General features: G+C 60.5%; 33 protein-coding genes. 23 read left to right on the top strand and 10 right to left on the bottom strand.

Annotated features, from left to right (window positions below; translation table 11 throughout):
• The first annotated feature begins 15 nt into the window (after window positions 1–15).
• From AB4Z53_RS03315 to AB4Z53_RS03260, 12 genes are all read left to right on the top strand, one after another.
• On the top strand, window positions 16–1,008 hold the full coding sequence (locus tag AB4Z53_RS03315) for a DUF5309 domain-containing protein (protein ID WP_441594666.1): 993 nt from the start codon (window positions 16–18) through the stop codon (window positions 1,006–1,008).
• 74 nt (window positions 1,009–1,082) lie between these two features.
• Complete coding sequence (locus tag AB4Z53_RS03310) at window positions 1,083–1,274, top strand: hypothetical protein (protein WP_441594664.1); 192 nt, start codon at window positions 1,083–1,085, stop codon at window positions 1,272–1,274.
• A 4-nt stretch (window positions 1,275–1,278) separates the two neighbouring features.
• Window positions 1,279–1,599, top strand: coding sequence for a hypothetical protein (locus tag AB4Z53_RS03305; RefSeq protein ID WP_441594662.1), 321 nt, complete (start codon window positions 1,279–1,281; stop codon window positions 1,597–1,599).
• Window positions 1,596–1,769 carry a hypothetical protein gene (locus AB4Z53_RS03300; RefSeq protein ID WP_441594660.1) on the top strand — a complete coding sequence of 58 codons (174 nt, stop codon included), beginning with the start codon at window positions 1,596–1,598 and terminating at the stop codon, window positions 1,767–1,769. Before AB4Z53_RS03305 ends, AB4Z53_RS03300 begins: the two co-directional genes overlap by 4 nt.
• Window positions 1,766–2,368, top strand: coding sequence for a phage adaptor protein (locus tag AB4Z53_RS03295; protein WP_441594658.1), 603 nt, complete (start codon window positions 1,766–1,768; stop codon window positions 2,366–2,368). The genes AB4Z53_RS03300 and AB4Z53_RS03295 overlap by 4 nt, the downstream gene beginning before the upstream one ends.
• The gene (locus AB4Z53_RS03290; protein WP_441594656.1) at window positions 2,365–2,967 is read left to right on the top strand and encodes a phage adaptor protein; all 603 of its coding nucleotides are present in this window, start codon (window positions 2,365–2,367) and stop codon (window positions 2,965–2,967) included. The genes AB4Z53_RS03295 and AB4Z53_RS03290 overlap by 4 nt, the downstream gene beginning before the upstream one ends.
• 2 nt (window positions 2,968–2,969) lie before the next feature.
• Window positions 2,970–4,580 (top strand): hypothetical protein, encoded by a 1,611-nt coding sequence (locus AB4Z53_RS03285; RefSeq protein WP_441594654.1) that lies wholly within the window; start codon window positions 2,970–2,972, stop codon window positions 4,578–4,580.
• On the top strand, window positions 4,577–5,023 hold the full coding sequence (locus AB4Z53_RS03280; protein ID WP_441594652.1) for an N-acetyltransferase: 447 nt from the start codon (window positions 4,577–4,579) through the stop codon (window positions 5,021–5,023). Before AB4Z53_RS03285 ends, AB4Z53_RS03280 begins: the two co-directional genes overlap by 4 nt.
• A gap of 5 nt (window positions 5,024–5,028) precedes the next feature.
• Window positions 5,029–6,540, top strand: coding sequence for a tail fiber domain-containing protein (locus AB4Z53_RS03275; protein ID WP_441594650.1), 1,512 nt, complete (start codon window positions 5,029–5,031; stop codon window positions 6,538–6,540).
• The gene (locus AB4Z53_RS03270; protein ID WP_441594648.1) at window positions 6,537–6,809 is read left to right on the top strand and encodes a hypothetical protein; all 273 of its coding nucleotides are present in this window, start codon (window positions 6,537–6,539) and stop codon (window positions 6,807–6,809) included. The genes AB4Z53_RS03275 and AB4Z53_RS03270 overlap by 4 nt, the downstream gene beginning before the upstream one ends.
• Window positions 6,809–9,358 carry a hypothetical protein gene (locus AB4Z53_RS03265; protein ID WP_441594646.1) on the top strand — a complete coding sequence of 850 codons (2,550 nt, stop codon included), beginning with the start codon at window positions 6,809–6,811 and terminating at the stop codon, window positions 9,356–9,358. Before AB4Z53_RS03270 ends, AB4Z53_RS03265 begins: the two co-directional genes overlap by 1 nt.
• Before the next feature lie 3 nt (window positions 9,359–9,361).
• On the top strand, window positions 9,362–11,389 hold the full coding sequence (locus AB4Z53_RS03260) for a hypothetical protein (RefSeq protein ID WP_441594644.1): 2,028 nt from the start codon (window positions 9,362–9,364) through the stop codon (window positions 11,387–11,389).
• 204 nt (window positions 11,390–11,593) lie between these two features.
• On the opposite strand, the gene AB4Z53_RS03255 is transcribed toward AB4Z53_RS03260, so the two are convergent.
• Both AB4Z53_RS03255 and AB4Z53_RS03250 read right to left on the bottom strand, forming a co-directional pair.
• Window positions 11,594–11,734 carry a hypothetical protein gene (locus AB4Z53_RS03255; RefSeq protein WP_441594643.1) on the bottom strand — a complete coding sequence of 47 codons (141 nt, stop codon included), beginning with the start codon at window positions 11,732–11,734 and terminating at the stop codon, window positions 11,594–11,596.
• Window positions 11,718–12,182 (bottom strand): hypothetical protein, encoded by a 465-nt coding sequence (locus tag AB4Z53_RS03250; protein WP_441594641.1) that lies wholly within the window; start codon window positions 12,180–12,182, stop codon window positions 11,718–11,720. The genes AB4Z53_RS03255 and AB4Z53_RS03250 overlap by 17 nt, the downstream gene beginning before the upstream one ends.
• 128 nt (window positions 12,183–12,310) lie before the next feature.
• On the opposite strand from AB4Z53_RS03250, the gene AB4Z53_RS03245 reads away from it, so the two are divergent.
• Both AB4Z53_RS03245 and AB4Z53_RS03240 read left to right on the top strand, forming a co-directional pair.
• The gene (locus AB4Z53_RS03245) at window positions 12,311–13,756 is read left to right on the top strand and encodes a hypothetical protein (RefSeq protein WP_441594639.1); all 1,446 of its coding nucleotides are present in this window, start codon (window positions 12,311–12,313) and stop codon (window positions 13,754–13,756) included.
• 10 nt (window positions 13,757–13,766) lie between these two features.
• The gene (locus AB4Z53_RS03240; RefSeq protein WP_441594638.1) at window positions 13,767–14,318 is read left to right on the top strand and encodes a hypothetical protein; all 552 of its coding nucleotides are present in this window, start codon (window positions 13,767–13,769) and stop codon (window positions 14,316–14,318) included.
• 198 nt (window positions 14,319–14,516) lie between these two features.
• Here AB4Z53_RS03240 and AB4Z53_RS03235 read toward each other — a convergent pair whose 3' ends face one another.
• Window positions 14,517–14,999, bottom strand: coding sequence for a hypothetical protein (locus AB4Z53_RS03235; RefSeq protein WP_441594636.1), 483 nt, complete (start codon window positions 14,997–14,999; stop codon window positions 14,517–14,519).
• Between the two features lie 247 nt (window positions 15,000–15,246).
• On the opposite strand from AB4Z53_RS03235, the gene AB4Z53_RS03230 reads away from it, so the two are divergent.
• The 7 genes from AB4Z53_RS03230 (at window position 15,247) to AB4Z53_RS03200 (ending at window position 18,788) form a co-directional block, all read left to right on the top strand.
• Window positions 15,247–15,771, top strand: a complete 525-nt coding sequence (locus tag AB4Z53_RS03230) for a peptidoglycan recognition protein family protein (RefSeq protein WP_441594634.1) — start codon at window positions 15,247–15,249, stop codon at window positions 15,769–15,771.
• 31 nt (window positions 15,772–15,802) lie between these two features.
• The gene (locus tag AB4Z53_RS03225) at window positions 15,803–16,102 is read left to right on the top strand and encodes a cell wall anchor protein (RefSeq protein WP_441594632.1); all 300 of its coding nucleotides are present in this window, start codon (window positions 15,803–15,805) and stop codon (window positions 16,100–16,102) included.
• A gap of 12 nt (window positions 16,103–16,114) precedes the next feature.
• On the top strand, window positions 16,115–16,288 hold the full coding sequence (locus tag AB4Z53_RS03220; protein WP_441594630.1) for a hypothetical protein: 174 nt from the start codon (window positions 16,115–16,117) through the stop codon (window positions 16,286–16,288).
• 102 nt (window positions 16,289–16,390) lie between these two features.
• Window positions 16,391–16,762, top strand: coding sequence for a hypothetical protein (locus AB4Z53_RS03215; RefSeq protein WP_441594628.1), 372 nt, complete (start codon window positions 16,391–16,393; stop codon window positions 16,760–16,762).
• Between the two features lie 584 nt (window positions 16,763–17,346).
• The gene (locus AB4Z53_RS03210; RefSeq protein ID WP_441594626.1) at window positions 17,347–17,994 is read left to right on the top strand and encodes a hypothetical protein; all 648 of its coding nucleotides are present in this window, start codon (window positions 17,347–17,349) and stop codon (window positions 17,992–17,994) included.
• Window positions 17,981–18,310 (top strand): STAS-like domain-containing protein, encoded by a 330-nt coding sequence (locus AB4Z53_RS03205; RefSeq protein WP_441594624.1) that lies wholly within the window; start codon window positions 17,981–17,983, stop codon window positions 18,308–18,310. Before AB4Z53_RS03210 ends, AB4Z53_RS03205 begins: the two co-directional genes overlap by 14 nt.
• Window position 18,311: 1 nt before the next feature.
• On the top strand, window positions 18,312–18,788 hold the full coding sequence (locus AB4Z53_RS03200) for a hypothetical protein (RefSeq protein WP_441594623.1): 477 nt from the start codon (window positions 18,312–18,314) through the stop codon (window positions 18,786–18,788).
• Window positions 18,789–18,825: 37 nt separating this feature from the next.
• Here the strand turns inward: AB4Z53_RS03200 and AB4Z53_RS03195 are convergent, their stop codons facing one another.
• From AB4Z53_RS03195 to AB4Z53_RS03180, 4 genes are all read right to left on the bottom strand, one after another.
• Entirely contained in the window at window positions 18,826–19,092 is a 267-nt protein-coding gene (locus AB4Z53_RS03195) for a hypothetical protein (protein ID WP_441594621.1), read from the bottom strand.
• A gap of 622 nt (window positions 19,093–19,714) precedes the next feature.
• On the bottom strand, window positions 19,715–19,972 hold the full coding sequence (locus AB4Z53_RS03190) for a hypothetical protein (RefSeq protein WP_441594619.1): 258 nt from the start codon (window positions 19,970–19,972) through the stop codon (window positions 19,715–19,717).
• A 780-nt stretch (window positions 19,973–20,752) separates the two neighbouring features.
• Entirely contained in the window at window positions 20,753–21,094 is a 342-nt protein-coding gene (locus AB4Z53_RS03185) for a hypothetical protein (RefSeq protein WP_441594618.1), read from the bottom strand.
• 389 nt (window positions 21,095–21,483) lie between these two features.
• Window positions 21,484–21,924, bottom strand: a complete 441-nt coding sequence (locus AB4Z53_RS03180; RefSeq protein WP_441594616.1) for a hypothetical protein — start codon at window positions 21,922–21,924, stop codon at window positions 21,484–21,486.
• A 169-nt stretch (window positions 21,925–22,093) separates the two neighbouring features.
• Between AB4Z53_RS03180 and ligD the strand changes: the two genes are divergently transcribed.
• Together ligD and AB4Z53_RS03170 are read left to right on the top strand one after the other, a co-directional pair.
• Window positions 22,094–23,068, top strand: a complete 975-nt coding sequence (gene ligD, locus AB4Z53_RS03175; protein ID WP_441594614.1) for a non-homologous end-joining DNA ligase — start codon at window positions 22,094–22,096, stop codon at window positions 23,066–23,068.
• 436 nt (window positions 23,069–23,504) lie between these two features.
• Entirely contained in the window at window positions 23,505–23,849 is a 345-nt protein-coding gene (locus tag AB4Z53_RS03170) for a hypothetical protein (protein ID WP_441594612.1), read from the top strand.
• Window positions 23,850–23,859: 10 nt separating this feature from the next.
• On the opposite strand, the gene AB4Z53_RS03165 is transcribed toward AB4Z53_RS03170, so the two are convergent.
• The 3 genes from AB4Z53_RS03165 to AB4Z53_RS03155 all read right to left on the bottom strand — a co-directional run bounded on the left by AB4Z53_RS03165 (window position 23,860) and on the right by AB4Z53_RS03155 (window position 24,977).
• Window positions 23,860–24,168, bottom strand: a complete 309-nt coding sequence (locus tag AB4Z53_RS03165) for a hypothetical protein (protein ID WP_441594610.1) — start codon at window positions 24,166–24,168, stop codon at window positions 23,860–23,862.
• Window positions 24,165–24,383 carry a hypothetical protein gene (locus AB4Z53_RS03160; RefSeq protein ID WP_441594609.1) on the bottom strand — a complete coding sequence of 73 codons (219 nt, stop codon included), beginning with the start codon at window positions 24,381–24,383 and terminating at the stop codon, window positions 24,165–24,167. The genes AB4Z53_RS03165 and AB4Z53_RS03160 overlap by 4 nt, the downstream gene beginning before the upstream one ends.
• Before the next feature lie 321 nt (window positions 24,384–24,704).
• Entirely contained in the window at window positions 24,705–24,977 is a 273-nt protein-coding gene (locus tag AB4Z53_RS03155; RefSeq protein WP_441595221.1) for a helix-turn-helix domain-containing protein, read from the bottom strand.
• Window positions 24,978–24,998 lie beyond the last annotated feature (21 nt).

Here is a 24,998-nt window from a genome sequence, read left to right as displayed (position 1 = left end):
CGAAGGAACACGACCATGGCCGCATTGGCTAACACCTTCATGTCGACTGCCGCAAAGGGCAATCGCGAGCAGCTTTCCGACGTGGTGTCGCGCATCACGCCGGAAGACACCCCGATCTATTCCATGATCGACCATCCGAGCGTCAAAGGCACGCACCACGAATGGGAAACCATCGCCCTTTCTCCTCCTGGCCCCAACGCCCAGACGGAAGGCGATGAATACACCTTCGGCGCGTCCACCCCGGCCGCTCGTGTCGGCAACTATACGCAGATCATGCGTAAGACCGGCATCATCTCGGGCTCTCAGGAAGAGGCCGACAACGCCGGTCAGGCGGAAAAGCGCAAGTATCAGAAGCTGATGCGTGGTGTCGAACTGCGCAAAGACGTCGAATACTCGCTCGTCTCCAACGTGGCTTCTGTGGGCGGTGCCGCCCGCGTCTCCGGTGGTCTGCCGTCCTGGCTGACGACCAACGTCTCCCGCGGTGCCACCGGCGCCAATGGCGGTTTCAGCACCGGTTCCGGTCTGACTGTTGCCGCGACCAACGGGACGCAGCGCGCGTTCACGAAGGCTCTGCTCGATGGCACGATGCAGGCGGCCTACAATGCCGGCGGCAACGTCCGGTACGGTGTCGTCTCGCCCTACGTCAAGAGCGTGTTCGTCACCTTCATGTCGGACACCAACGTCGCATCGTTCCGCTATGCGGCCGACGGCAAGAGCAAGAACACCATCGTCGCGACGGCGGACATCTACGAAGGCCCGTTCGGCAAGGTCTCGATCGTGCCGAACCGCGTGCAGGCGACGGATGCCGGCGTTGCGCGTAACGCCTTCCTGCTCGACCCGGACCACCTGGCATGGAACTGGTTCCGTTCCATCAAGGAAGACAAGGAAGTCGCGAAAACGGGTGACGCTGAGAAGTTCGTCCTGATCGGCGAGGGCTGCCTCAAGGTCACCAACGAGGCAGCTCACGGCGTCGTCGCGGACGTCTTCGGCCTCACCGCGTCGAGCTGATCAGCGCACCTACAGACGATCAAGAGAGGCGGCTTTCGGGCCGCCTTTTTCATTTTCACCAGGAGAAGACGACCATGGCCGACAACAAGCCGCAGGACAATCAGACCGACAAGCCGAAGGAAAACCTGATCGAAGTCGAGATCAAACGCGACTTCTGGGACGAAGAAGGCGAGCGCCACCGCGCCGGCACTATCATCAAGGTTCCGGTCGAAGTGGCCCTCGAAGGCATCGAGAGCGGCGCTCTGGCTCGCGTCAAGAAGGACTGAGCCAGTGGCGATCAAGGACGGTGATTTCGAGCTGGTCACATACGACCCGAAAACGGGCCGGTCTGTCTGGCGGATGTACGATGGCGCACGCTACGTCTACCGCACCGACTATCCGGTGACGAACCTCGTGAGCGAAAATGCCGCCGTCCGCAACAGTGCAGAGCGGGTCTGGCGAGGCGATTGGCATCGCGTTGCGTCGGTCCCGCTCAACATCTTTCACGAGCAGCTTACCCCCGCCATCCAGCAGAGCGACGACGGCTATATCTCGCGCTGGCTGAATGACGGCGACAATCGCGCATTCAGGACGAAGGACGGGCGGGTATGAGCGTCGAATACGACCGCATCAGATCCAAGGTGAAGGCCATCGAGGCGAGCCGGCCGAGCGCCGAGGAAAACCCCGAGGGCCACCGGGAAGCGAACGAGCAGATTTCTCGCCTCATTGACCGCTCCCGCATGTTTGCCGACGCCGAGCGCGCCCGGAAGGTTCCCCTATGAGCACCATTGCCGATTACGCCTCGCTGCTCGTTGATGCTGGCGAGTACAGCGGCCGAAACGATATCGCGCACCTGTTCCCGCGGTTCGTCGGTCTTGCCGAGTTGAAGCTTAGTCGCTTCCTTCGCGTCGCCGAGATGGAGGTCGTGGGTACCGTCACCGTCACGAACGGCGCCGGCACGCTGCCGACGGATTTCCTCGAAGCGCGCGAGGTCAAGAACGCCAACGGCCTACCTATCCGCGCTCTCTCCCTGCAGCAGCTCACTGAAAGCTATGCTGGCCGATCGGGAGTTCCGGCCGGGTATGCCGTCGTCGGCAGCACGATCAACGTCCGTCCCCTCGGCGACGGCAACTTGACGATCACCTATTACGGCAAGCTTCCGGGGCTCACCCGCGCGAACCCGTCGAACTGGCTGCTCCAAAAGGCGCCCGACGCCTACCTCTATGCCCTCGTCGAGGAAATCGCGATCTGGGAACGAGACGCGGATAAGGCAGGGGCAGCCCTGCAACTGAAGGCGCAAGCGCTCTCCGGTCTCAAGATTGGCGACGAGCGCTCTCGCTGGGGCAACGCCCAAGTCGTTGTAGGAGGCCCGACGCCATGACGCTGCTTTCGTCCATCAACGAGGTTTGCGACGTCGTTTCGCTCGATCGGTTTTCGAGTGTCTACGGCTCGAACGATTCGAACGCGCAGACGATGGTTGCGCTCGCCCAGGAGGCCGGTGACGAAATTGCCCGCCGCGGCGACTGGCAGCAGATGATGAAGCAGTTCGTCACCATCCTGTCGCCCAGCGCTCTGCCAGAAGACTACCAGCGCCTTTCACCTGGCGGCGCGGTCAGCGGCGCCGATGGCGAGTTCTTCCGGCCGATCACGAACGCCTCTCAATGGGCGGTGATCGTCGGCATACCGTCGGCGCAGCGCTATTTCTTCATCCGGAACAATCAAATCATGTTCTCGCCGGTCGCCGCCGGCCCCGGTTCGACGCTCGAATATCTGTCGCGCAACTGGGTGCTGCACGACCCGGAAGGCCCCGGCGACACACTCAGCGCAGACGACGACAAGACGCTCTTTGCCGAGCGGCTACTCGTGAAGGGCATCACCTGGCGCTGGAAGCGTCAGAAGGGCCTGCCATACGAGGATGATCTCGCCGAGTTCGAGGCTGACCTCCTGCAGGAAATCAACGCCGATCGAGGTGCTTCGTGAAGATGGCCGTCACCCCCGCCCGCATCGGGAAAACCAACCGAGGCAGCGTCAGCATCGGGAAGCAGCAGTCATCGCAACCGATCACCTTTCCGGCTCCGAAACTCGGACTGGTGACGACTGCCGACGTCGCGAACCAGGCGCCAGGTTCTGCTGTTGTCATGCGCAATTTCTTCCCGACGCTGAACGGCTGCAAAATTCGCGGCGGTTCCGTCAAACGCGGTCTCGCTGCCGGTGGCGGGGACGTCAAGAGCGCCTTCAAGTACAAGTATGGCGGCCTCGAAAAGCTGTTTGTTGCCACGGATACCGGCATCTTCGACATGACGTCGCCGGCCGCTCCACCGACCACCACCGCAGCCGTGGTCAGTGGGCTTTCTGGCGGGGACTGGTGCGCTTTCCAGCATACCAACGCAGGCGTGTCTAACCTGGTGTGCCTGAACGGCGCCAACCCGCGACAGCTCTACAATGGCAGCACCTGGACGACGTCGCCAGCAATCACCTTCCCGGATGCGACGACGATGTCGCAGCTCAATTACGGATGGCTCTTCAAGAATCGTCAGTTCTTCCTCAAGAACGCTACGCTCGACGCCTACTATCTGCCGGTGAACGCCTTCGGCGGCGCTGCTGTCGTGTTCCCGCTCGGCGGCGTCATGAAAAAGGGCGGCTCGCTGCTGATGGGCTTTTCGTGGTCGCTCGAAAGCGGCGACGGTCTGTCGGACATGTGCGCCTTCATCTCGACAGAGGGAGAGGTCGCGGTTTATGCCGGCGAAGATCCTGCCAGCGCGTCTACATTCGGCCTCAGAGGCGTTTACCAGATCGGCAAGCCGCTCGGAAAGAACGCGTGGATCCGCGCAGGCGGCGACGTCCTCGTTGCCACGACTGATGGCCTCACTCCCATTTCACAGGTATTCCAGCGCGATCGGCAGGCGCTGAGCCTCGTCTCGGTCTCGCGTCCGATTGAGGACGAGTGGAAGAAGGCTGCGAATGCTACGGGCGGCGGTTGGACGCTGACCCAGTGGCCGGAGCAAAACATCGTCTTCGTGACCTTCCCGGAAAACACCGTCGTCACCGACACCACCTTCGTTCTCAATGTCTTGACCGGCCGGTGGTCGACCATCAGCAACTGGAAAGCTCTCTGCTACGCGACGCTTCAGGGCGGGCTCTTCTTCGGCTCTCTCGACGGCTATCTGTGGCAAGGCGATATCGGCGGCACGGATGACGGACTGACCTTCAGCGCAACCTATCTTTCGCAGTTCTCGCCGGCTGGACAATTCGGGCAGCGCACGGCGGCTTCGCTTGCTCACATGTATTTCCGGGGCAAGTCTGAGCCGAAGGTGAGGCTATTTGCCCGCGCCGATATGGATCGGTCGACGCCATCATTTTCCGATGTCACGTCAGGCAATACCAATTCTTCGGAATGGGACGTCGGTCTCTGGGACGTGGCGGTCTGGGACGGTGTTTCCGAACTCATCCGGTACGATTTCCGTCAGAACGTCCGCGCAACCGGTGACATGCTCGCTGTTGGGTGCGTCATCACCTCGGGCGGAACGGTGAAACTAGACCTTGAGGTTGACCTTGCGACGCTGCAGGTGGCCGCGGGCGAGGCCAGCGCGTGATGTTGGTGTGGGGAGGAGAGAACGCTCCTGAGATCAACCGCGCCATCGCCTCGTTTGTGTCCGCCAACATTCCCGGATGCGAACGCGGCTGGGAGCATTTCACGACGCTGGGGCTCATCGAGGCCGATCGGCTGACAGCCGGCGTTGTCTTCCACAACTACGCCCCAGAGGCAGGCGTCATTGAGTTGTCGGCGGCCTCGATCAGCCGACGCTGGCTTACCCGCCCGATGCTCAAAGGCATGTTCGGCTATCCGTTCGGTCAGCTCGGCTGCCAGATGGTGGTTCTGCGCGTCTCCGAGCGCAACACGGTCATGGTCGAAATCGCCGAGCGCTTCGGCTTCACGCCCCACAGGATTCCCCGCCTTCGCGGGCGGGATGAAGCGGAAATCATCTTCACACTCACAGATAACGACTGGCGGGCTCATTCCGTCAATCAGAGGTAGGAACCATGGGTAAACCCAAAGCCCCGAAGCCGCCGGATCCCCGCGAAACGGCGTCGGCACAAACTGCGACCAACATCGGAACTGCAATTGCCAACGGCACCCTCGGCAACATCAACCAGGTGACCCCGGACGGCAGCTTGACCTATTCCCAGACTGGTTCAACCAAATGGGCGGACCCGCTCAACGGCAAGGTCTATGATTTGCCGAACTGGACGGCGACGCAGACACTTTCGCCGGCACAACAGGCGATCAAAGACCAGACGGATGCTGCGGAGAAGAACCTGGCGACGCTGGCCAACAACCAGTCGGCGCGGCTGAACGATCTTCTCGGGCGGCCGATCGACCTATCCGGCGCGCCGGCAGCCGGCGACCCGTCGAAAGTCGGTCTGCCGCAATATACCGGCTACGGTACTGGCCCAACCTTGCAGACGTCGCTACCGAACGCGGGCAACATACAGACCTCGATCGCGGACGCTGGCAAGATCCAGACTTCGCTGGGTGACAGTGGGCCGATCACCAAGTCGTATGACGCCGACATTGACACGACCCGCTATGAAAATGCGCTCATGGAGCGGATGAATCCGCAGCTGGCGCAGAGTCGTTCCGCCCTCGAAACGCAGTTGGCGAACCAGGGCCTTCAGCCCGGATCAGAGGCCTATAACCGTGCGATCGACGCAGCGACCCGTCAGGAGAACGACGCCCGTATCGGCGCCATTCTCAACGCCGGTCAGGAACAATCGCGGCTCGCTAGTCTCGCGCGCGACAAGGCTGGCTTCGAGAATTCGGCGCAGCAGCAGAATTTCAATCAGGCGCTGGCGGCTGCCGGCTTTGGCAACCAGGCGCAGGCGCAGCAGTTCGGGCAGAACGCCGCGCAGTTGGAGGCAAACAACGCCGGTCAGGCTCAGAACTTCCAGCAGGGCCTGGCGGCTGCCGGCTTCGGCAACGACGCCATGCAGCAGATGTTCCAGAATCAGAACACGACGACCGGGGCGAACAACGCGCTGGCGGATCAGCGATTCAACGCGGAGCAAGCAAAATTCACGGCTCAGAACAATGCCCGCTCGCAGTATCTCAACGAGCTTTACGCGCAGCGGAATCAGCCGATCAACGAGATTTCTAGCCTGCTTTCCGGCGCCCAGGTGAGCCAGCCGAATTTCGTGCCAACGCAGGGTGTGAGCATCCCGAACGTCGATTATGCCGGTCTGGTTCAGCAGGACTACGCCAACAAGGTCGGCGCCTACAACGCCAAGCAAGCGGGTATCGGCTCGATCCTCGGCGGCGTCGCGGGTCTTGCATCGCTGTCGGACGAGCGCGCGAAAAAAGACATCAAGCAAGTCGGCGGGCTCTATGAGTACCGCTACAAGGGCGAGGGCAAGAACGCTCCGAAGCGCATCGGCGTGATGGCGCAGGAGGTCGAGAAGGTCCGCCCAGACGTCGTCATCAAGGGTGACGATGGCCTTCGCCGGGTCGACTACGGCCTCCTGTTCTCTGCTGCTGGAAAGAGGAAGGTCGCATGAACAACCCGTTCTCCTTCTATGCGGGCATGAAAAAGCCGGACACCACCCAGAACCGGCAGCAACTCGCCGAGCAGCTGCAAGCCAAGATCATGGGACAGCCGATGCCCCAGAACACAGCTGAAGGCGTCGGCGCCTTGATGACCGGAATCGCGGCCGGTGCAGCCAAGCGGAACGCCGCGTTCCCTGTTGCCCCAGGCGGGGCAAAACCGTCGGCGCTGACCGGCCTCGCCAACTTCTTCACGATGGGCCGAAATGGAGGGCTCTATTGATGGCAGGATTTCTGTTCGGTGGTAACACCGGCGAGACCGCGCAGTCGCTCGCTCGCAAGCGCGAAATTCAGGACGCCCTGGCGCGTCAGATTATGGGCTCGCAGCCGAAGACGGCCGCCGAGGGCATCGGCGCGCTGTTGAGCGGCATCGGCGTGGGCATCAGCCGCTATCGCACTGACAAGGCGCAGAAAGCAGGCACTGACGCCGCCTCGACGCTCTACAACTCGATCCTCGGCACGCCCGCGCGATCGACGGCGAACGCACCCGGCGTCACACCCGGCGCTATCGGCGGCAACATGCCGAAGGTCGACAGCAAGGGGAACATGCCAGTTGCCACGGTCGGCAACGACGAGATCCGCAACGGTATCATCTCGTCGGCCAACGCGCTCGGCATCGACCCGGTCGACCTGGCGACGGTTATCTCCTACGAGACGGCCGGTACCTTCGACCCGACGAAGCGCGGCCCGACCACGCAATGGGGTCAGCATCAGGGCTTCCTTCAGTTCGGCGAGCCGCAGGCGAAAGAGCACGGCATCGACTGGAACAACCCGGTCGGCTCGCAACTCGGCGAGAATGGCGCCGTGGTCAGCTACCTGCGCAACGCTGGCGTGAAGCCGGGCATGGGCATGATGGATATCTATTCGGCCATCAACGCCGGCAGCGTCGGTCGCTATGGCGCTTCGGACGCCAACAACGGCGGGGCACCCGGTACCGTCGCCGATAAGGTCAACAACCAGATGGCCGGCCACCGCCAGAAGGCGCTTGCGCTGATCGGGCAGGGCGGCGCCACCGTTGGCGAGCCGATCGCCTACTATGACGACAAGGGCATGTCTGTCGAAAGCCGTCAGCCGGCATTCTCTCCGGACGCTCAGACGCGGCCGGCCGGAAATGCTCGATCGACGGTTGACGCCAATGCACCGCGGAACGCTGCCGAGGCGGTGACGGCGATGGCTGGTGGCAACATGCTCGCGACGAGCCCGTTCGTGTCACCCTTCGTCGATCCCCGCATGCAGTCGGCCGCAGCCGCCAACCAGGCTGGGGCGTCTCTCTCCGACGAGGTGGCAGCTTTCGAGCAAACGCCGGAGTATGCAGCTCGCTTCCCCGGACGCAACGTCAGCCCATCTTTCTCAGGGAAGGAAGCCGACGACATGACCGTTGCAGCGTTGCCGAGGCGCGTAAACGTGGGTGCGAACCCGGTGCCGCCGAACTCGCAGCCTCTCGCCAATACGCAGATCCCGGCACAGTTCGCGGCCTCACGGCAGCTTGCCAGTGCTGAAGGCGGCATCATGAACGCCCTCAACAGCGGCACGCCAGCAACGCCGCAGCAGATCGCGCAGGCACAGGCGGCTGGTCAGCAGCAACCGGCGCAGGTTGCGCAGTCGGCCGGCGGTGTCGATCCTCAGCTTTACGAGCTGCTGACGAACGACTTCGCTACCCCTGAGATGAAGGCTGTCGCCCGGATGATGCTTCAACAGCAGCTGGGTGAGCAGGAAGCAGCACGGGAAGAGGAGACGTGGCGCCGTCGGCAGGCGTACGAGCAGCAGGCGGCCCAGAATGACCCGCTCTACCGCATTAAGCTTCAGCAGGCCCAGAACGAGCTTGATGGTGGCAAGAAACAGCCGCTCATCAATGCCGGGGCCGGCAGCATCTATGATCCGAACACCAAGGAATGGATCACGCCGCCTGGTGCCTCAGGCGCTGGTGGCGAGTTCCGTTTCAGCGGAAATTCAGTCGAAGCCCAAGCCCTCAATGGTCTGATGGACAGCAAGCAGTTGACGCCCGAACAGGCGCAGCAACTCGGTGCCGGTAAGACGATCACCGGCCCGAATGGTGAACTCATCTTCCTGACGCCGCAGGGTGTCTTCGGGACTTCGCCGCAGGCAGGCGGTACCGTTCAGCCGATCACGCCGAACGGTGGTCAGCAAGCGCCCCAGGGAGGCAATCAAGCCACGCCCCAGGCGGTGCCGCAGGCAACCCCTGAAGCGGTGCCCCAGTCCGTTCCTCAGGCGCAGCCTGATCGTTCGCAGAATGATCCTTCCGCGTTGCCACCGGGGCAGTCGGTCCGCAACGGAAATATCCAGCTCACCGAGCCGAAGGTTCCGGAGGCCCAAAAGAACCGGGCTGCATCGGTTGATCAGGCTTACAAGGCGCTGAACTCCGAACTGGACCGTTACTCCGAGCTTGTCGAGAAAACGGGCATCGAGGCCATGCCGGGCAAGAGCAAGGATCAGCTCAACTCGGTCCGGCAGGGCGTGATACTCCAACTGAAAGAGCTGTTCAATCTCGGCGTTCTTAACGGCCCGGACCTCAGTCTGATGGAGCGCATGATCTATGACCCCGTCATCGACCCTTTCAAGGAAGGCGGGATCATGAACATGCCGGATCAGCTTTTCACGTCGATCGCTGGCAACCCCGGCGCTCGCGCGAAGAGTTCGGTCGACGAGCTGAAGCGCATGATCGGGAACATCCGGGATTCGGTCGCCGCCCCGAAGAAAAACGAGGGTGGGGAACAGAGCATCGACGACCTCGTCAAGAAATATGGGGGCTAAAACGTGGCCACACTCGAACAACTCGGTATCGCGCTGCGCAACGCCGACCAGGCCGGTGACGTTCAGGCAGCGACGCGCCTTGCTGCCGAAATCAAGCGGATGCAGGCAGCAGCACCCCCGACAGACGCCGCTGCAACGTCCGGGCGTCACCTGTCTTTTGAGGAGGGCGCTGCTCTCCTCGATCGGGAGGAGCGCGCGGCCGGTGGAAGTGGTGCCTTCGGTGCCGCGACGACGAGCTACATCAACGGCATGCCGATTGCAGGCCCGATGCTTCTCGGCGCCACACAGCGCGGCGCGGCGGCTCTCTCCTCGGCGATCAACGGCAAGAGCTACGACGAGAACCTGAAGGAAGCGCAGGCGCTCACCGAGGCTGCCCAGGAGGCGCACCCGAGGGTTTCGACCGCTGCCGGCGTGACTGGCGCCGTCGCCGGCACTCTGCCGATGGTAGCAGCCGCTCCGACGCTGTTCGGTGGTGGCAGTGCGGGGCTACTCACGCGTTCGGCTATGTCGTCACTCGGCGGGACGGTCGTTGGCGGGACAGACGCGGCCGTTCGCTCCGGCGGCGACCTCGAAGAAACCGGTTGGGGAGCGGCCACTGGTTTTGGCTTGGGTGCGATAGGGCCGACCGTCGGCAAGGTCGTTGGCGCTGGTGCGCGAAAGCTCATGGACCTCTATCGGACCACTCAGGCAGCACAGGCGGCCGGCACCAGGCTCGGTACGGTCAACCAGATCGCGAAGGCGATTGCCGGCGACGGGCTCGACGAGGCAGGTGTTCGCTTGCGGCTCGACCAGCTTGGACCGGAAGGCATGATCGCCGATCTGGGCCCGAATACGCAGGGCAAAGCAGCTGCACTGGCTGCGATGCCTGGCCGGGGGCAGGACGTCATGCGGTCGGCGCTCGAAGCTCGCCAGGCCGGCGCGAACGCACGCATCGCCGACGTTGTCGACGAGACCATGGGCCGCAATGTCATTCCGTCGTTCGTCGACGAGGGCATTCAGGCAAACCAGCGTGTTCTGGGGCCGGAATACCAGCGCGTTTTCCAGAACGTTCGCCCGCATGACTTCCTGCCGATCGCCGACGACCTCGACAGACAGATCCACACGCTACGCGGCGACGCGCAGCGCGCCTTGCGGCAGGTCCGGGGCATGCTCAACACCACTGGCACCGACCGGGTATCGAACGATCCGCGCGTAGCGTTCCAGACGCGCCAGGCAATCGACGGCATGCTCGGTACGGAAGCCGACACGAAGGTGATCGCGGCGCTGACCGAAGCTCGTCAAGTGATCGACGATTCCCTGACGCGCGCGGTGCCGCGGCTAAAGGAAGTCGACGCGGCCTATGCCGAGCTTGCCCGCCAACGAGAAGCGCTGACGCGCGGCCAATCGGTGCTTGATCATGGCAGGACCGCGCCCCGGCCGGCAGAGCTTGAGCGTGAAATCGCCGAGGGCGCCCTTCCTCAAGGTGAGCAGATCGGCCCATCGGCGGTGCCGTTCCGGCTGTCTCAAGGCGCCCGCGCCGAAGTCGACCGTATCCTCGGCAGCAACGCCAACGATATCGCCCGCCTCAACAAACTGGTGAAGTCCGAGGGCGACTGGAACCGCGCGCGCCTGGCGCAATTGTTCGGGCAGGAGAAGGCGGACCGGCTGTTCGGCGTGCTCGACAACGAACTGACCTTTGCCCGCACCCGCCAAGCGGTCACCAGCAATTCGGAGACGTCACGTCGTCTGCAGCACATCGCCGATCTCGGCGGAACGGGAGATCCGAACCTTGCCCGGAACGCCTATGCGGCGGGCGGTGCGGCTGGTGCCGTGCGCGCTGCCGGCATCCGTACCGCGGACAAGATTGCCAATGCGATCCTCGGCGGCCGGCGCGAGGCGGCGAACGCTTCGCTGGCAGAGGCGATGGTCAGTAATCGGGATGCACTGGTTGATGCCCTGGCTCAGGCGCAGCGTCGCGGACAGAACCCGAAGCTGATCGAGGACTTGACGAAATCAATCCTGCTTGGAAGCGGAACCTCTGGGGCGCGATGACGGGTCCACCCAGATGATGACCAGATATAGGGCCATCATGAAAAAGGCGCCGCAAAGGAACCCGATCGGGAAATCCGGACCGAACCAAGCTTTCAGCGAGAGGAAACTCTCGCGGAAGGCGAAGAGCACCAACGCGGTCACTGCGATGCAGGCTATCTGAACGATCCGGATCATGGCCTTAAAATACACGAGAACGGGGTTTGCTCAATCCTCGGATGGTAGGGGGATGTATCCACCACCAGTCAGCCAGTCGCGAAGGATGAGAACGATAGCCTCATCCCTCGTGATGCCGTGTTCCTTCGCCACGGCGGCAACCGCGGCTTCCAGATCAGGTGGAAGGGGCATTTTTCTTCTTCTTCGGTTTGGAGGCGGCTAGCACCTCGGCAGCGTCGAGCGCGCCGCCCGGGATGTTCGGAGCCTTGAACATCGCGACGATGATGGAGTTCTGGTACGTCGGAATGTTGATTGGGTGGCCGCCAGTGTAGGTGGTGTTGGCGTATGCGGTGTTGCCGTAGACGTTGACGGTCGTGTTTCCATACACCGGTGTGTTGCCGGCATAGATCGACCCGCTCTGAGAGCCCGCCTGCTGGATGATGTAGTGGGTGTAGCCCTTAGCAAGGGTCGATTCAGCAACCCGTTGCTGCATTTGCCCTCTGGCAATGGCGATCGGGATCAGTCCGCGCGCGTCGACGTCGATCTTATAGACGTTCTTGGAGAGCGCCATTTCATCCTGGCTGACACAGCCAGAAAAGCCCACGACGGCAGCGAGAACCGCAGCAAGTTTAAGTTTCATGATTTCCCCCAGCGATGACGGGGGAAATGAAGCAAATCGCCGAGAAGTTGTCGAGGCGAATCTAAAATACGAACCCGCAGAACTTGCAAGGCTCCCTCTTAGGGGGCCTTTTTCTATGGAGAATGCTCATGCCTAGAACAGGTGGCGTTTACAGTCCTCCCGCCGGCACCAAAGGCACGCCGAACACGACCATTCAGAGCGTACCTTACAACACGTTCATCGACGACCTCACGGCCGACGCCAACGCGGCTCGCCCGGTCACGGCTGGCGGTACCGGAGCGACATCGGCGAGCGGTGCGCGCACGGCGCTCGGTGTCGAGATCGGAACGAACGTGCAGGCCTATGACGCGGGCTTGCAGTCGATCGCCGGCCTGACGACGGTCGCGAACCAGATGCTCTACACGACGGGCACAGACCTTTACGCGACTACGGCGCTCACGCCGTTTGCGCGGACCATCCTCGATGATGCCGACGCAGCGACGATGAAGGCGACTCTGGGGCTTGCTGCCGTGGCCTCGTCAGGATCCGCGAGTGATCTCACGACCGGAACCATTGCCGACGCGCGCTTGCCCACGACCATGACCGGCAAGACCTTCTCCGGCGCGATTGCCGGCACCAGCCTGTCGATGTCGAGCGACATCCTCACGACTGGTTCGAACGTCATTATCAGGGGCAATAGCAATAGGCATCTCTGGTTCCAGACCGCTGCCGGGGTCAGTCGCGGGCTTGTCTATAACGAGGTCACCGACAACTCCATCCGGTTCAACCTCTACAACAGCTCCGGAGTCTTCGTCCGCAATCTGGCCTTCCGCGAGAGCGACGGCCTTCTGACGATCCAGGGTGGGGTCGATACCGGCACCGGCGCCATCAAGAGCGGCGACATCACCGCCAGCCGTGGCGACATCTCGGGCGTCCTCTTCCTGGGGAACCAGAGCGGTGGCGGTCGCTACCTCTACTACAACACCAGCGGTTTCTACGAGCTTCCCGGCGCCAACCTCAGGGTCGGATCCGCGACCATTCAGACCGACGGCAATATCGTCTTTTCCGGCGGGATGACCGGCCACGGCGTCGACCTTTACAACGCCTTGATCAACAAGGTCACCGTCAATACTGGTGATGCCGGCACGGCCCGCTACCTCAAGCAGAACGGCACCACTGGTGGCGTCAATATGGTCTTCAACTGGAACGGCCAGGGTGGTCAGCCGAACTGGCTTTGGGGCGGCAACGACGGGACCAATCACTACGTCTACAACCCGTCCAACTTCAACGTTAACTACGCCAACAGCGCCGGCAACGCCGACACGGTGGATGGCTACCACGAGTCGGCATTCCCGAAGATCTACACCGGCACCGGAGCCAGCGACACCAACCTGTCTGTCGGCAGCTATGTGCTTGCGTACCACAACGGCAGCCCGGCCAACAACACTTCCTATGCCGTCTACCTGATCGCAGCGGCCAACGGTTACACCCTCGGCGTGTCGGCTTCTACCCAGCTTTCTGGTACGTGGCGCTGCCGTGGCGCCCTTCAGTACTCGACAAACAACTACGTCTGCTTAATGCAGCGCGTCGGTTAAGGAGAGAAACATGCTTAGCCCAGCAGAAATGCTCACCCCGCCCGAGGTTGATCAGATCGAGTTTTCCGCCTCGATCGTGGTCACCGAGGTTCGCTCGATCCGCGAGACGGTCGACACCGCCACCACGGGCAGCCTGATATTTGATCTGACGGTGACAGTCAGAGGAGAGCCAGACTCCGACGACAAGCACCTCTACCGCCCGGATGATCCGTATGGCTTCAATCCGGCAATCAGGGGATGGCTCGTCGATAATCCGGATTTTCCGATCACCTCCTACGCACCGCCACCGGAGCCGAACGACGAGGAAAAGCGGGCGCAGATGCCACCGCTCACCGCTCGGCAATTTCGGCTGGGCCTTGTCGAGGCGGGTATCTCGCCGTCGACAGTCTCCGTGACCATCGCTGCAATGCTTGCCGGCGCCGATCGGGATAAGGCGCAGATCGAATGGGAATATGCGACCACCTTTAACCGAACGCACCCGCTGATCGCGACGGTTGGCGGCGCCCTCGGGCTCACTGAAGATCAAATCGACGTCATGTGGCTCGCTGCGGCAAATCTTTGACGCGGAAAGTCTTGAATTCAGGCGGTTCTCAGCCGTAGATGGCGCCGTCTGTGAATTCGAACGCTCAGACGGAAGGCTCCGGATTTTCCTCGTGGGTCTGGGGCCTTTTTCAATTTCAGATCGCCTTGCTCACGACCTGAGCCGCGACAGGCACCCGCAAGGCGGCCAGTGCGACGGCCGTTCCATATTGCGCGATCCTCAAACGTTAAACCAGGCGAAGAACGCGAGAAATATAAGTCCGGCACCAACGACTCGGAGCCAATGACTATGAATGATCTGGTTCAGTAGGCCAGGGGAACCAGGCTTACTGTTGACATAGTGAGTCGTGACCTCGTTACCGGCATAGGCAATGTCCACATCGTCCCAGCCGTAGCCGGCGGAGGTCATGGCTGTCCAGTTTTGTTGTCGCCTAAACGCCTCGATCTGCTCCAAGCTGCGTTCTTGCACAGCCTTGAGGGCTTCGTCCTTCACATTTGGCGTTTCGATGATCTTGACTGCCTTTAGATCCGTGGCGTTCAGGATTTTCTGTTGGGTAAGGATTTTTCCGCCAGTGCGATATGGCTTGATGAATTGCTTTTTGAGCTGTTTCTCACTCAGATCCCCGAAGAGAAACCTCGGCTCGTCACCACTCTGCGTGGTCCAACCGATGACGTGGAAGTATCGCTGCTCGATTTTCTTCATCGGTTGTCTCCGAGGGGGCGAAAGTCGAGATGAATCGCCGATTTAAGTAGGTTCTCAGAGTGCCTTGGTCACAGCCTGCGCGGTTAGTGCAGCCAACGGCGCCGCTAGTGCGACTGCAGTTCCAAATCGCGCAATCTTCATACGGCGCCTGCGCGCGCCACCCCAGTCATAACCCAGCATGCTCCTCCCGTCGGCATCATGCCACAACGCTGGATAGTGTCTAGTTTCTCTAACTATGAGGTAAATCATGACGTATCGCCTACCGCTGGAATGGCTCCAGCCGGTGAAGATGACGCGTATCGTGGCACATTGGAGTGCCGGCGCTTACAAGGCATCCGAACTGGACAAGGAGCACTATCACATCATCGTCGAGGGCTCGGGAACGGTGGTCCGTGGCGACCACACGATTTCCGACAACGTGAGCACAGCCGACGATGACTATGYGGCTCACACTCGCGGCTGCAACACCGGATCGATCGGCGTTTCGCTCGCGTGCATGGCTGGCGCGATCGAAAGCCCGTTCCATGCCGGCAAGTTCCCGATGACGGAAACCCAGTGGCATCGCGCCATGGATGTCATCGCGCACCTAGCCGAGTTCTATAAGATCCCGGTCACCCCCAAGACGATCCTTTCGCATGCCGAGGTCCAGACGAACCTGGGCATCAAGCAGGCCGGCAAGTGGGATTTCACCCGGCTCCCGTTCGCGCCGAACGTCATCGGCGCCAAAGCATGCGGCGACAAGATGCGCGCCGAAGTCAAAGCACGCCTCTAACCAAACCTCCCACCATCGAAGGAAATGAACAATGCGTTCGCTGATCATCGTATCGGCGGCGGCCTTTGTGCTGTCCGCTTGCACTACTATCCAGAACAGCCTGCCGCAGGTCTGCTCCGCAGCCGCCGCGGCGCATTCGGCGTTCGTGGTCGTTGCTGGCACCGGCGACATCAAGCCGAACCTCGTTGCCAAGGAAGCGGCAGCATGGGCGGCGGTTGAGGCTGTGTGCAAAGACCCCGGTAGCATCACCCCTGAAAACGCGCTGGTGAAGGCTGCCGAGGCCTATGCCGCGATCACCCGGGCGCTGCGCGAAGCCAAAGCAGCGAAATAGGGAGAAGCCCACATGCAGAGTATATCGAAAGCGGTTGGTGCCGGCGTTGGCGGCGCACTTGCTGGCAGTGCTGGCGTTCCCTTCATGCCGGAAGGCACGCCCTGGTACGGCTATCTTGCGCTCTATGCGCTCACGATCGGCCTGCCGGCCGTCCTGACCTATCTGGCACCAAAGAACCAGCAGTAAGCGTCCAAAGGCCGGCTCTCAACCTCGGGGGCCGGCTCTCATTTTCAGTACGAACGAATTGCAGGCAACGAGGGGCAAAGAGTGAGCAACGGGAACGATGAGATGGCCAGCGTTCGAGCACCAGTCTGGAAATGGGAATGGAACCTAAATACGGTCGTGATTCTGCTTGGGTTCGCTAGCGGCCTCGTTGCTTGGGGGGCCGTCTGGGAGCGGGTTAACGCCAATCAGCAGGTTCATGCCGAGAGCATCGACAAGCTTGAGAAGCGGGTAACGACACTCGAAACGACCGTGCGGCAGATCGACAACCATGAGCTTCGGCTTGTCGCCGTCGAGAAGCAGGCCGCCGAGGCCGCGACCTCGATGCGTGCCGTCGAAAGCACGCTCAACAATCTCAGTTCGGATATGCGGCTTGTCCGGGAGATCCTGCAGCGGCTGGAAGAGAATGGTCGCGGACCACGCATGCGGGCGCCATAGCCACCCCCATTTGGCGCCGGCCCAGCCTTGGTTCCCCCCCGCGAGACTTTCGTTGCGGAACGACAGAGCGAGTTGAGCGCGCCCGCGCGACCCTCAGGTTTAGAGACTCCACTGCCAGAAATTGCTATTGCATCCGATGCAATCAGTGGAGGGTGGTATTGAAAAAGGTCTCAATCGAAAGGCAAAGTTGCATCCGGGTAGCGCGGGTGCGCCGTTGGCGCATAGCCGTGGCTAGACGGGGAAGGCGACACATTTCTGCTGTTGAGATACGGGTGACCCCTCCTTCCATTCTCAGCTTTGCTCGGAACTTCGAACCTACAATCGGGTTTCTCAACCGCCTCCGGGATGAGACACTCTCAAACGGGAAGAGGAAGAATATTTATGTCGACCTAGTACCAGTTCGCGAGCTGTCGATACCTGTGGCGATTGTGTTGGCAGCAGAGTTTCACCGCTGGTCCCTAATACGGAAGACCCGCCTGAGACCGAGGAATTCAGGGGAGTGGTCTCCAGAAGTCAGGACGTTGCTTTCAGAACTAGGTGTTTTCGATCTGCTGGAGATCAAGTCAGTTCAAGGAGGTGGGGCGTTGACCGATCACCTGACTCTGACACCACTGGAGTCCGGGGAAAGCTTCGATGGAAAGAAGATCAACGAGTTGCAAACCCATTTTGCGGAAACACTCGCTGGTTTCACTACTCGACCCGAGCTTTTTGAGGGCTTAATGGAGGCCGCCGAAAATGCAATTTCACATGCATACCCTCCCGAGTATGCGCCTCCGCACCCCTACGCCGGCCACCGATGGTGGGGGGCAAGTTGTTTTGATTTGACAGAAAATCGCTTGCGCTTCTTTATTTTCGATCAGGGTGCCGGCATCCCTTTCACCCTTCCGAAAGGGCCATTGTGGGAACGTATGCTGGCAGCAGTGTCGAAACACAGCGGTGGGCTCATTTCGGATGACGCGCATATGTTGAAAGCGGCTTTCGAGGTTGGTAGGACGAGCACTGGGCTCAGTCATCGTGGGCTCGGCCTTAAGCGTATGGCCGACGTGGTCCGAAATGCCGGTTCCGGTTACCTCCGCATCATCAGCGGAAAAGCGGAAATCGTTCATCACGACGACGACCGAATTGTTACCAGGGGATTGCCTTCACATATTGGTGGTACACTTATTGAGTGGAACATGCCAAGCGATGTGTTCACTGAGAGTCTCGAGGACGACGACTATGCAGACAATTAGTATCGCGCGAGATTTTACACCGTTTCCAGGCGGGCGATATCGCCGCCACGGGAAGGGCAGTGGCGAGGCTTTCAGAGAAGACGTCCTTGTCCCCCTGTTGAAAGCTGGAACTGACACGACGATCGATCTGGACGGCGCGAGCGGCTATCCTCCATCTTTTCTTGAAGAAGCTTTCGGAGGCTTGGTCCGAGAAGGCTACGATGCCGCACAGCTTCGCCGGTTGTTTCATTTTTCGGCGGGCCCCGCTTATGAGACGTACGTCACCATGATTTGGAATTACGTCGATAAGGCGGCTCGTCAGAGTGTCGGACACTAGCTTGTTCTCATCCCTGGCGCAGACCCTTGTCGCCGCGGGCGTTGGAGCGTTTTTGGCGAATATCATCGCCGAACTGATCAAAGGGCAGGTTCGGAAGAGCCAATCACAAGAAGCAGCGCGTGACGAAGATTTGGGGAGCCTGGTCAAAATAGTGACTGAGCTACAGGATCTAGCGACCGAATACTGGTCGCAGAGCGGTGAGGAACTGGCAGGCAAAGAAGTGCTCGTTCGTGCACAAATTGTTGCCAGGCAGCAACATTTATTAGAGCTAATCTCCCACCTGTTCACTGGTCAGCCAAAACGCGAATGTGACGTTGAGGTAACTCGGTTGCTTGACGCGATTGGCGGCGATGATTTCGGGGTGCCGGACCGTGAGGCCCAGCCGGAGCGTCTCGCCGCAGTTTACCAGCGAAGCCTTAGCTTTACTCACTTAGCGAAAAGGACGCGACGCGGACTAAGGCGAAACCTCTTGGCATAGGATTACGCCTAGCCCATCGGCGAGACGTGCTAGGTCCTTAGTGCCGCGTGCTTTCGGACGCAAGCTCTATGTATCGGCCGATCGACCAGAGGTAATCCGTAATCTCCTGCCTGAGGGCGTCTTCGTCGCCGTACTTTTCACTGATGCGTGCAACCTCCTCAAGTGACGCGTTGCTTGGTTGCATGTCGCCGGCGACATAGGTGTACCGGCCTACGGCGCAGATGTCGCAACCGGCTGCGATCATCTCGTCGACGAAATCCTGGACTTCACTTGCCTTCATCAGGCGCTTCTTGCGTTGGGGCATTCTTTGTTCCTCCGTGGCGAGATCCCGGAGGTGTAAAGCACCGCGTCGAGGAGCCGCTACTGTAGGATTCACCAAGCTAGATTTCGGGGTAGGGCATGAAGAGAAATGACCCCGTCGTTTCCGACGGGGCCTCAGAGCGCGCGTGCTATACAACCGTGCTATCTAAGGGGCTGCATTCTTAAAACTGACGATGGAACCCCAGCCTTTGATCCGTCGGGTCATCGGCAATGCAACAACGGTCGCCGATGCGGAATGTTCCTGCGACAACGAACCTACGACCTTTGCGCGGCCATAGGGAACGGAAGTCCCATGACGGAACCTTTTCCGCCGCCCTACGTTTACAAATGCTCTCGATCCTCAACCCGGTCGATCGAGGCGCCTCTAGGCCCCGCTGCCATTAGTGTCCCCGCTAGGTGTGGGGCCTACCGAGGTCATTGATGCTCGCAATTCTCGGCAAAAAGCCGGGCTCTGGTTCGCCTCAGGTCCCGTTCAGCGGGGCCTTTTTTCCAAGCATGAGACTGCACAAAGAAATGGCCCCGAACGGCGAAACCGATGCGGAATGTTCCCGATGCGCTGTGCCAAAGCCGCCGCCGCTTCACAAGGACAGCCGGGGCTGTTGCCCCTAACGGGAACTACGATCATCCAGCCAGACTAGCAATTCCACGACCTCAGCCTGCAAGTCGAGACAGATCTGCTGATATTCGCTTATTAGATCCTCCCGTCGAGGGACCTCTTGCAGGAGGTTGTCGAGCTTCGTTGAAGCCAGTGCATAGGTCTCGAAGAGATCGAAGAGCCGCTGGTCTCGGGTTTCGCGGAGCTGCTGGCGATGTCGTGGCAGCGCCATGGCCAGGCGAGCCTTTCCCAAATGCATCAAGCCCATGCTGTTCCCTCAGTTGGGCACCACCGCCCGTGAGCTTTGCCGCACCTTGTGCTATTGCGAAGTAGCCACAGCAGGCTTCGGAAGAACGGTGGCGATCGAACCGCCACTGTTGCTCAAAGCGCCTCCGACCAGCAGGTAAGCGGTGATCACCACCATTGACAGGAGCACCATCCCGACCGGTAGACCTGTCGTAAATTTCCGCTCTGGCGCGCCATATGTGTGTCGTTCGTACATTCGCAAATCTTCAATCCTCCAATCGGGCAACGACGGCAGAGTTGGTCCCTGCGAACTGCAAGGGGCGCTCCGGCGCCGTTGCCCGCCCAAGGCAGTAAAGGGCTGTGCTGCTTGGGCTAAAAAGAAAGCTAACGCGACAATAGGTTTCGACAACCAACCTAAGACCTTTGCGCGGACTGAAGTCCGATGGCGGAACCTAGAGCGTGTCTAACCTTGGCTTTTTGGCACGCCGGTTTTCCGCAGGCCTGCCCGATCTCTGCCCTCTCGTGTCGCTGCAACTTGGGTGTCGACGGTTGAGGCGTGGCTTACTGCTGATGGAAGTCGGGCGGTACCGAACCACATAGCGCATTCGAGAAGGGAGGCTTCGTGAGTGTTCCCGAATCGGAATTCATCGGTGATGAAGCTTGCTAGTCGGTCGGCGTCCCTGCTGAGACGTGGAATGCGAGTTTTCGAACATGCCGCTTCGAAAACCTTCCGTATCAAAGCGACATCGCGGGGACCAAGATGTTGGACTGCCAACTTTGGCGGTGTGTGCACTGACACCTCCTATGAATGAAGTGGGGCGCGGGCCATGTCGGTCTTCGAGGATCGCTCAAAAGGTAGACGTGCGATTGCGCCACCTTCATTCTCCCATCGATTGATGGCTTCAGCTTTTGTCTGTGCCAGTGTGTGATTCAAAGCCGCCGATTTATAGTAGCCGATCATGTGTTTCAGAGCGCCGCTCTCCCGAGTGCCGCCTTGGTAGCAGCTGATAATGCGCCTTGCGATTGCCTCTGCGGCCTCACTATTCCGCGACAGGCCGAGCCCGCGCAGCACGTCCACGAAGATCTGTTCGATCTGATTGATTTCGTGAGGGAGAAGTACCTTTGAATTGGTCGTGGGAGACATCACGCGACCTCCTGTAACCTGGGGCGAAAGCGTAACGTCTTCCAGTCGTCGGGGCCCTAATAACTGCCCAGCGATGTTGAAGTATGCGCCGAACTGATGGCAACGCAATACCCGAAGAGTTCGCCGGGTGGACCCCAGAGCGCGCAGTGCTTGGGGCGGGTCGCGCCCTGGGGGCCTAGCGTCAACGGTGTGATGACGCTCAACCAGTAATGGCGGCTCACCTTCTATTTGACAATGCCCTAAATCAATCTTTCCGTGCAGGGAAAGAAATGGCCCCGATGAGGGCGGGGCCAAAAAGAGAGAGGTACTGTTCCAACGAGCCCTAGCTGGGGGAAGGGGACACTCGGGCTCGCGTCTGTAAAACCGGCGCACCCACGGAAAGTTCCCCGTCAGAACTCTTCGACGTCGATGCTCGGGAGCTTCCCAGGGATGTTGGCAGCCACGCTGACCAATGTAAGCGGAGTGGCGCTGTAGGTGGCGTAGGCCGTGACCGGGGAGAAATCTACTTCAAGCCCAGTCTTCGCGGCCGACTTCACCGCTGCATTAAACTCGCGCATCGCATCCACCAGCCTCTCCCTGGCCTGTCGCTGGTCTCGGGTGAGGGGGAACTCCAGAATATTGCTGTCCACGGGTTTCCTCTCCCACAAAATCGCCACTCCCCTTATCTTAGAAGAATGACAGAGCCATACCAGCCCCGCTACCAGTGGCACCGTACCGAACTGGACGCCAACGATCCGCCCACCGATTTCGATTGGCTCGGTTTCGACGACGTCGGCTACATAGGCCGGATCCGGAAAGAGATGAGCGGCGCGGCTGCTGGTCGGTGGCATTGGGCCGGGTCAGTCCCCCGGGCCTTCAAAGGCTTTCCACCGGGGCCGAACCAGGGCTATTGCGATACGGCGCGCGAGGCCACTGAGATGGTAGAGACATATTGGGATTGGTGCGTCGCGCGCATGAAGACCGATTGAGATGTTTCGCTATTTCGTGCGTTAATGCGGGATGGCTAAAACACTGAAAAAGAAACCGCCTTCCGCGCCGCCGGCCGATCCAATTCCGCGCCGGCTCGACCCCTGTGTTGCCACCCTCGTCGATAAGCCGCCGAAAGGTCCGGAATGGGCCTTCGAGGTGAAATGGGACGGTTACCGGCTCGCGGTCCATGTCGAACCAGACGAGGTGAGGGCGATCACCCGCGGCGGCTATGACTGGACCACGAAATTCGGCCCGATAGTGGCAGAGGCGCGCGAACTGGGCCACACCTCCATGATCCTCGACGGCGAGGCGGTTGTGCTCGACGACCACGGCCGATCCGATTTCGGGCTGCTGCAGCGCGCAGTCGGCAAGAAGCCGAGCTTACACGATGCCGGCGAAATCATCTTCTATGCCTTCGATCTTCTCTACCTGGACGGTCGCGACCTTCGCTCGTTGCCTCTGTCTGAGCGCCGGCAATTGCTCGAGCCGATCGTCGCCGGCAGGACAGGCGTGATACGCTTCTCCGAGGAAGTCCACGCCGACGGCGTCGAGTTCTTTCGCGCCGCGTGCGAGCTCGGCCTCGAAGGCATCATCGCGAAGCGGCGAGATAAGCCCTACCACTCAGGCCGCCGGCCGGAATGGCTCAAGATCAAATGCGCGCGCCGCGATACCTTTGTGATCGTCGGCTATGAGCCGTCGACCATGCCGCGTGCGATCGGCCGGCTGCTGCTGGCCGCGAGGAAGGGTGGCGGCCTCGTCTACGTCGGTGGGTGCGGTACCGGGTGGAACAACAAGGAATCGGTGCAACTTCGAGAACTGCTCGATGCGATCCCGGCGGATCGGCCTCCGGTGGCCCTGAAACGGAAGGGTGCAATCTTTTCCGAGCCGCTTCTCGTCGCCGAGGTCGAATACCGGGCATGGACGCAGGATGGCAAGCTGCGCCATCCGTCATTTAAGAGGGTCGGCCAGCGGGCCGAGGAGGGGGAAGTTTACCATCTCGATTAAGCGTCTGATCTTTGGTCGCCGCCCTCGGTGAGGTAGTTGCCCATGCCGACAAGTCGGGCAACAAATCTCCGACGGTGGGACCGCCACCGGCCGGCATCCCTTAGCCGATCGGGTGGCAGAACTCCTTCAAGCGCGCTTCGAGGTCCAACTCATCACGCGTGCCGGTCATGTACAGTTCCAGCGCATATCGGGCCAAGCACTCACCCTCCTCAGTCTCGCGGCTTATTGCCCGCGCATTCGCGACCTTCTCAAAGACCGTTGAGACGACCGTAAAGTCTTGAGGAAGAATGTATCCAGATTGCCGTGGAGAAAACATAGCGCAATCCCTCCCTTGGGGCGAAAGCGCATAGAATCTCCCAGCCGCCGGAGCCCTTCTTAAAGTCCAGCGATAGTCTCTTTATGCGCCGTTGTAGGCGCATTGGAAATTAACTTTGACATGTTGAGCGGAATTCTCGTTTTTCCGATTTTGGGTGTCAAAATTCCGGAAAATCGCGGCGAGCTACATCGAAGGGGGTCTGCAAGCGGCGCGACAATCCGTATCCGGTCGCCGGCCGGAGTGGGGAAAGGTGAAGTACGAATGGGCTACGAGGCCGTCATTGAGAGAGAGGAGGCGCTGTCTGCTTCTTGCTGCGAAAAAGGGGCGGTGGTCTATGTCCGCAGCGTCGGAACCGGCTTCAATGCGAAGGTGTCGCGCGAACTGCTCCAGGCGCATGCGGCATCCGTCGTTGAGGGCGTGCGGCCACTGAATGGGAAGACGAAGGTTTGTGGGGTAGGAACCTAATCTCTGAGCTTCAGTCGTCCAGGATAATTCGCAACGTCCGGATCATGTTTGCCGCGTCAAGGAGCGCCGCTCGGACGTCGTCGCCAGTCAGCCTTTCGATCCCCGCCGCGGTCGTTTGAAGATCGATCACTGGATCTGGTTCGGTCTTGCTCGCCGCCATTCCGACTTGCTGGCGCATCTCACGGATGGTCGCAACGGCCCGTTCAAGCAGCCGGCGTTTCTCGAACATGGTTAGGTGATCAACCTGGTTGGCAGCCCAAACGAGTTCGGAGACGAAGGCGGTGGTCAGTGACATCGTGCCGTCCTCGCCCATGATCATTCGGATATTCCCAGTCGGATGCCAAACCGCTTTTCCGGATCTCCGCTGGCCACAAGCAGTTGCCAACTCCGATCAAACGGATCGACGTCTTCCCAATTTCCTCCAAGCGCCGAGGCAAGCCTCGAAGCGGCGGGCGACAGCAGAAAAATCTCGCTCTGAAAATCGGGTGTGCTCCGGCAGAAGAGCGCCATATCCTCGGGTGCACCCAACGCCATGAACAACTCCTCAAACCGCTCTTGAACCTGTTCTTCGATGCCAGGGAAGGTCGTAGTCCGTTGCCTCCACGAGTTCATTTGCAAGTCTCCGACTGTTGGACGGAGATACCGCGACGTTATCGCGTCATCAGCAAGCGTCAACTATCAGATTCAGGGGTGGTCGCGCTTCGCAGGTGGCTCAAAACAAGCCGGCGCCTGTGGAACTTAGTCTTCCGGAAACGATACGTCTGCCCGCGGAGTAGACGTCACCAAGCGCCTGAAGCAAATGCCGCTCCATGGAGGAAGGCATGCAACATAACCAAAAATCGATTGCGAGCCCCATTAACCACCGGGACTTGATGAGTTGGTACCTAGCCGGACGCCAGGCCCGCCTGCCAGGGTCTCACCCTCGGCCTGGAAGATGACGCCGGCTGCCTCCAGCACTCGTCTGATAGCTTCTAAGTTGTTTTGCACCGGGGTTGACCGGCCAGCCTCGAAGTTACGCACCGTTGAGAGGCCGACTCTCGCTAATTTCGCAAGTTCCTCCTGAGAGAGATTCACCAGAGCCCTTGCTGCTCTGCACTGTGCTGGGATCACGTTCGCTCCTGTAACCATTTTCATCACGTATAACGGAAA

Origin of the sequence: Ensifer sp. 2TAB8, assembly GCF_052115125.1 — a bacterium.
Lineage (GTDB): Bacteria > Pseudomonadota > Alphaproteobacteria > Rhizobiales > Rhizobiaceae > Ensifer.
Note: the sequence above shows the minus strand (reverse complement) of the source record. Positions and strands in the feature narration are given on the sequence as shown.

Coding starts and splice junctions, on each gene's coding strand:
- AB4Z53_RS03170 (WP_441594612.1), top strand. CDS start 23,505: ATGTTGAGCGGAATTCTCGTTTTTCCGATTTTGGGTGTCAAAATTCCG.
- AB4Z53_RS03220 (WP_441594630.1), top strand. CDS start 16,115: ATGCAGAGTATATCGAAAGCGGTTGGTGCCGGCGTTGGCGGCGCACTT.
- AB4Z53_RS03275 (WP_441594650.1), top strand. CDS start 5,029: ATGGGTAAACCCAAAGCCCCGAAGCCGCCGGATCCCCGCGAAACGGCG.
- AB4Z53_RS03215 (WP_441594628.1), top strand. CDS start 16,391: ATGGCCAGCGTTCGAGCACCAGTCTGGAAATGGGAATGGAACCTAAAT.
- AB4Z53_RS03240 (WP_441594638.1), top strand. CDS start 13,767: ATGCTTAGCCCAGCAGAAATGCTCACCCCGCCCGAGGTTGATCAGATC.
- AB4Z53_RS03250 (WP_441594641.1), bottom strand. CDS start 12,182: ATGAAACTTAAACTTGCTGCGGTTCTCGCTGCCGTCGTGGGCTTTTCT.
- AB4Z53_RS03195 (WP_441594621.1), bottom strand. CDS start 19,092: ATGCCCCAACGCAAGAAGCGCCTGATGAAGGCAAGTGAAGTCCAGGAT.
- AB4Z53_RS03270 (WP_441594648.1), top strand. CDS start 6,537: ATGAACAACCCGTTCTCCTTCTATGCGGGCATGAAAAAGCCGGACACC.
- AB4Z53_RS03225 (WP_441594632.1), top strand. CDS start 15,803: ATGCGTTCGCTGATCATCGTATCGGCGGCGGCCTTTGTGCTGTCCGCT.
- AB4Z53_RS03245 (WP_441594639.1), top strand. CDS start 12,311: ATGCCTAGAACAGGTGGCGTTTACAGTCCTCCCGCCGGCACCAAAGGC.
- AB4Z53_RS03265 (WP_441594646.1), top strand. CDS start 6,809: ATGGCAGGATTTCTGTTCGGTGGTAACACCGGCGAGACCGCGCAGTCG.
- AB4Z53_RS03185 (WP_441594618.1), bottom strand. CDS start 21,094: ATGTCTCCCACGACCAATTCAAAGGTACTTCTCCCTCACGAAATCAAT.
- AB4Z53_RS03285 (WP_441594654.1), top strand. CDS start 2,970: ATGGCCGTCACCCCCGCCCGCATCGGGAAAACCAACCGAGGCAGCGTC.
- AB4Z53_RS03180 (WP_441594616.1), bottom strand. CDS start 21,924: ATGCCACCGACCAGCAGCCGCGCCGCTCATCTCTTTCCGGATCCGGCC.
- AB4Z53_RS03310 (WP_441594664.1), top strand. CDS start 1,083: ATGGCCGACAACAAGCCGCAGGACAATCAGACCGACAAGCCGAAGGAA.
- AB4Z53_RS03255 (WP_441594643.1), bottom strand. CDS start 11,734: ATGCCCCTTCCACCTGATCTGGAAGCCGCGGTTGCCGCCGTGGCGAAG.
- AB4Z53_RS03235 (WP_441594636.1), bottom strand. CDS start 14,999: ATGAAGAAAATCGAGCAGCGATACTTCCACGTCATCGGTTGGACCACG.
- AB4Z53_RS03160 (WP_441594609.1), bottom strand. CDS start 24,383: ATGGCGTTGGGTGCACCCGAGGATATGGCGCTCTTCTGCCGGAGCACA.
- AB4Z53_RS03155 (WP_441595221.1), bottom strand. CDS start 24,977: ATGGTTACAGGAGCGAACGTGATCCCAGCACAGTGCAGAGCAGCAAGG.
- AB4Z53_RS03190 (WP_441594619.1), bottom strand. CDS start 19,972: ATGGGCTTGATGCATTTGGGAAAGGCTCGCCTGGCCATGGCGCTGCCA.
- AB4Z53_RS03315 (WP_441594666.1), top strand. CDS start 16: ATGGCCGCATTGGCTAACACCTTCATGTCGACTGCCGCAAAGGGCAAT.
- AB4Z53_RS03165 (WP_441594610.1), bottom strand. CDS start 24,168: ATGATCATGGGCGAGGACGGCACGATGTCACTGACCACCGCCTTCGTC.
- AB4Z53_RS03300 (WP_441594660.1), top strand. CDS start 1,596: ATGAGCGTCGAATACGACCGCATCAGATCCAAGGTGAAGGCCATCGAG.
- AB4Z53_RS03205 (WP_441594624.1), top strand. CDS start 17,981: ATGCAGACAATTAGTATCGCGCGAGATTTTACACCGTTTCCAGGCGGG.
- ligD (WP_441594614.1), top strand. CDS start 22,094: ATGGCTAAAACACTGAAAAAGAAACCGCCTTCCGCGCCGCCGGCCGAT.
- AB4Z53_RS03295 (WP_441594658.1), top strand. CDS start 1,766: ATGAGCACCATTGCCGATTACGCCTCGCTGCTCGTTGATGCTGGCGAG.
- AB4Z53_RS03290 (WP_441594656.1), top strand. CDS start 2,365: ATGACGCTGCTTTCGTCCATCAACGAGGTTTGCGACGTCGTTTCGCTC.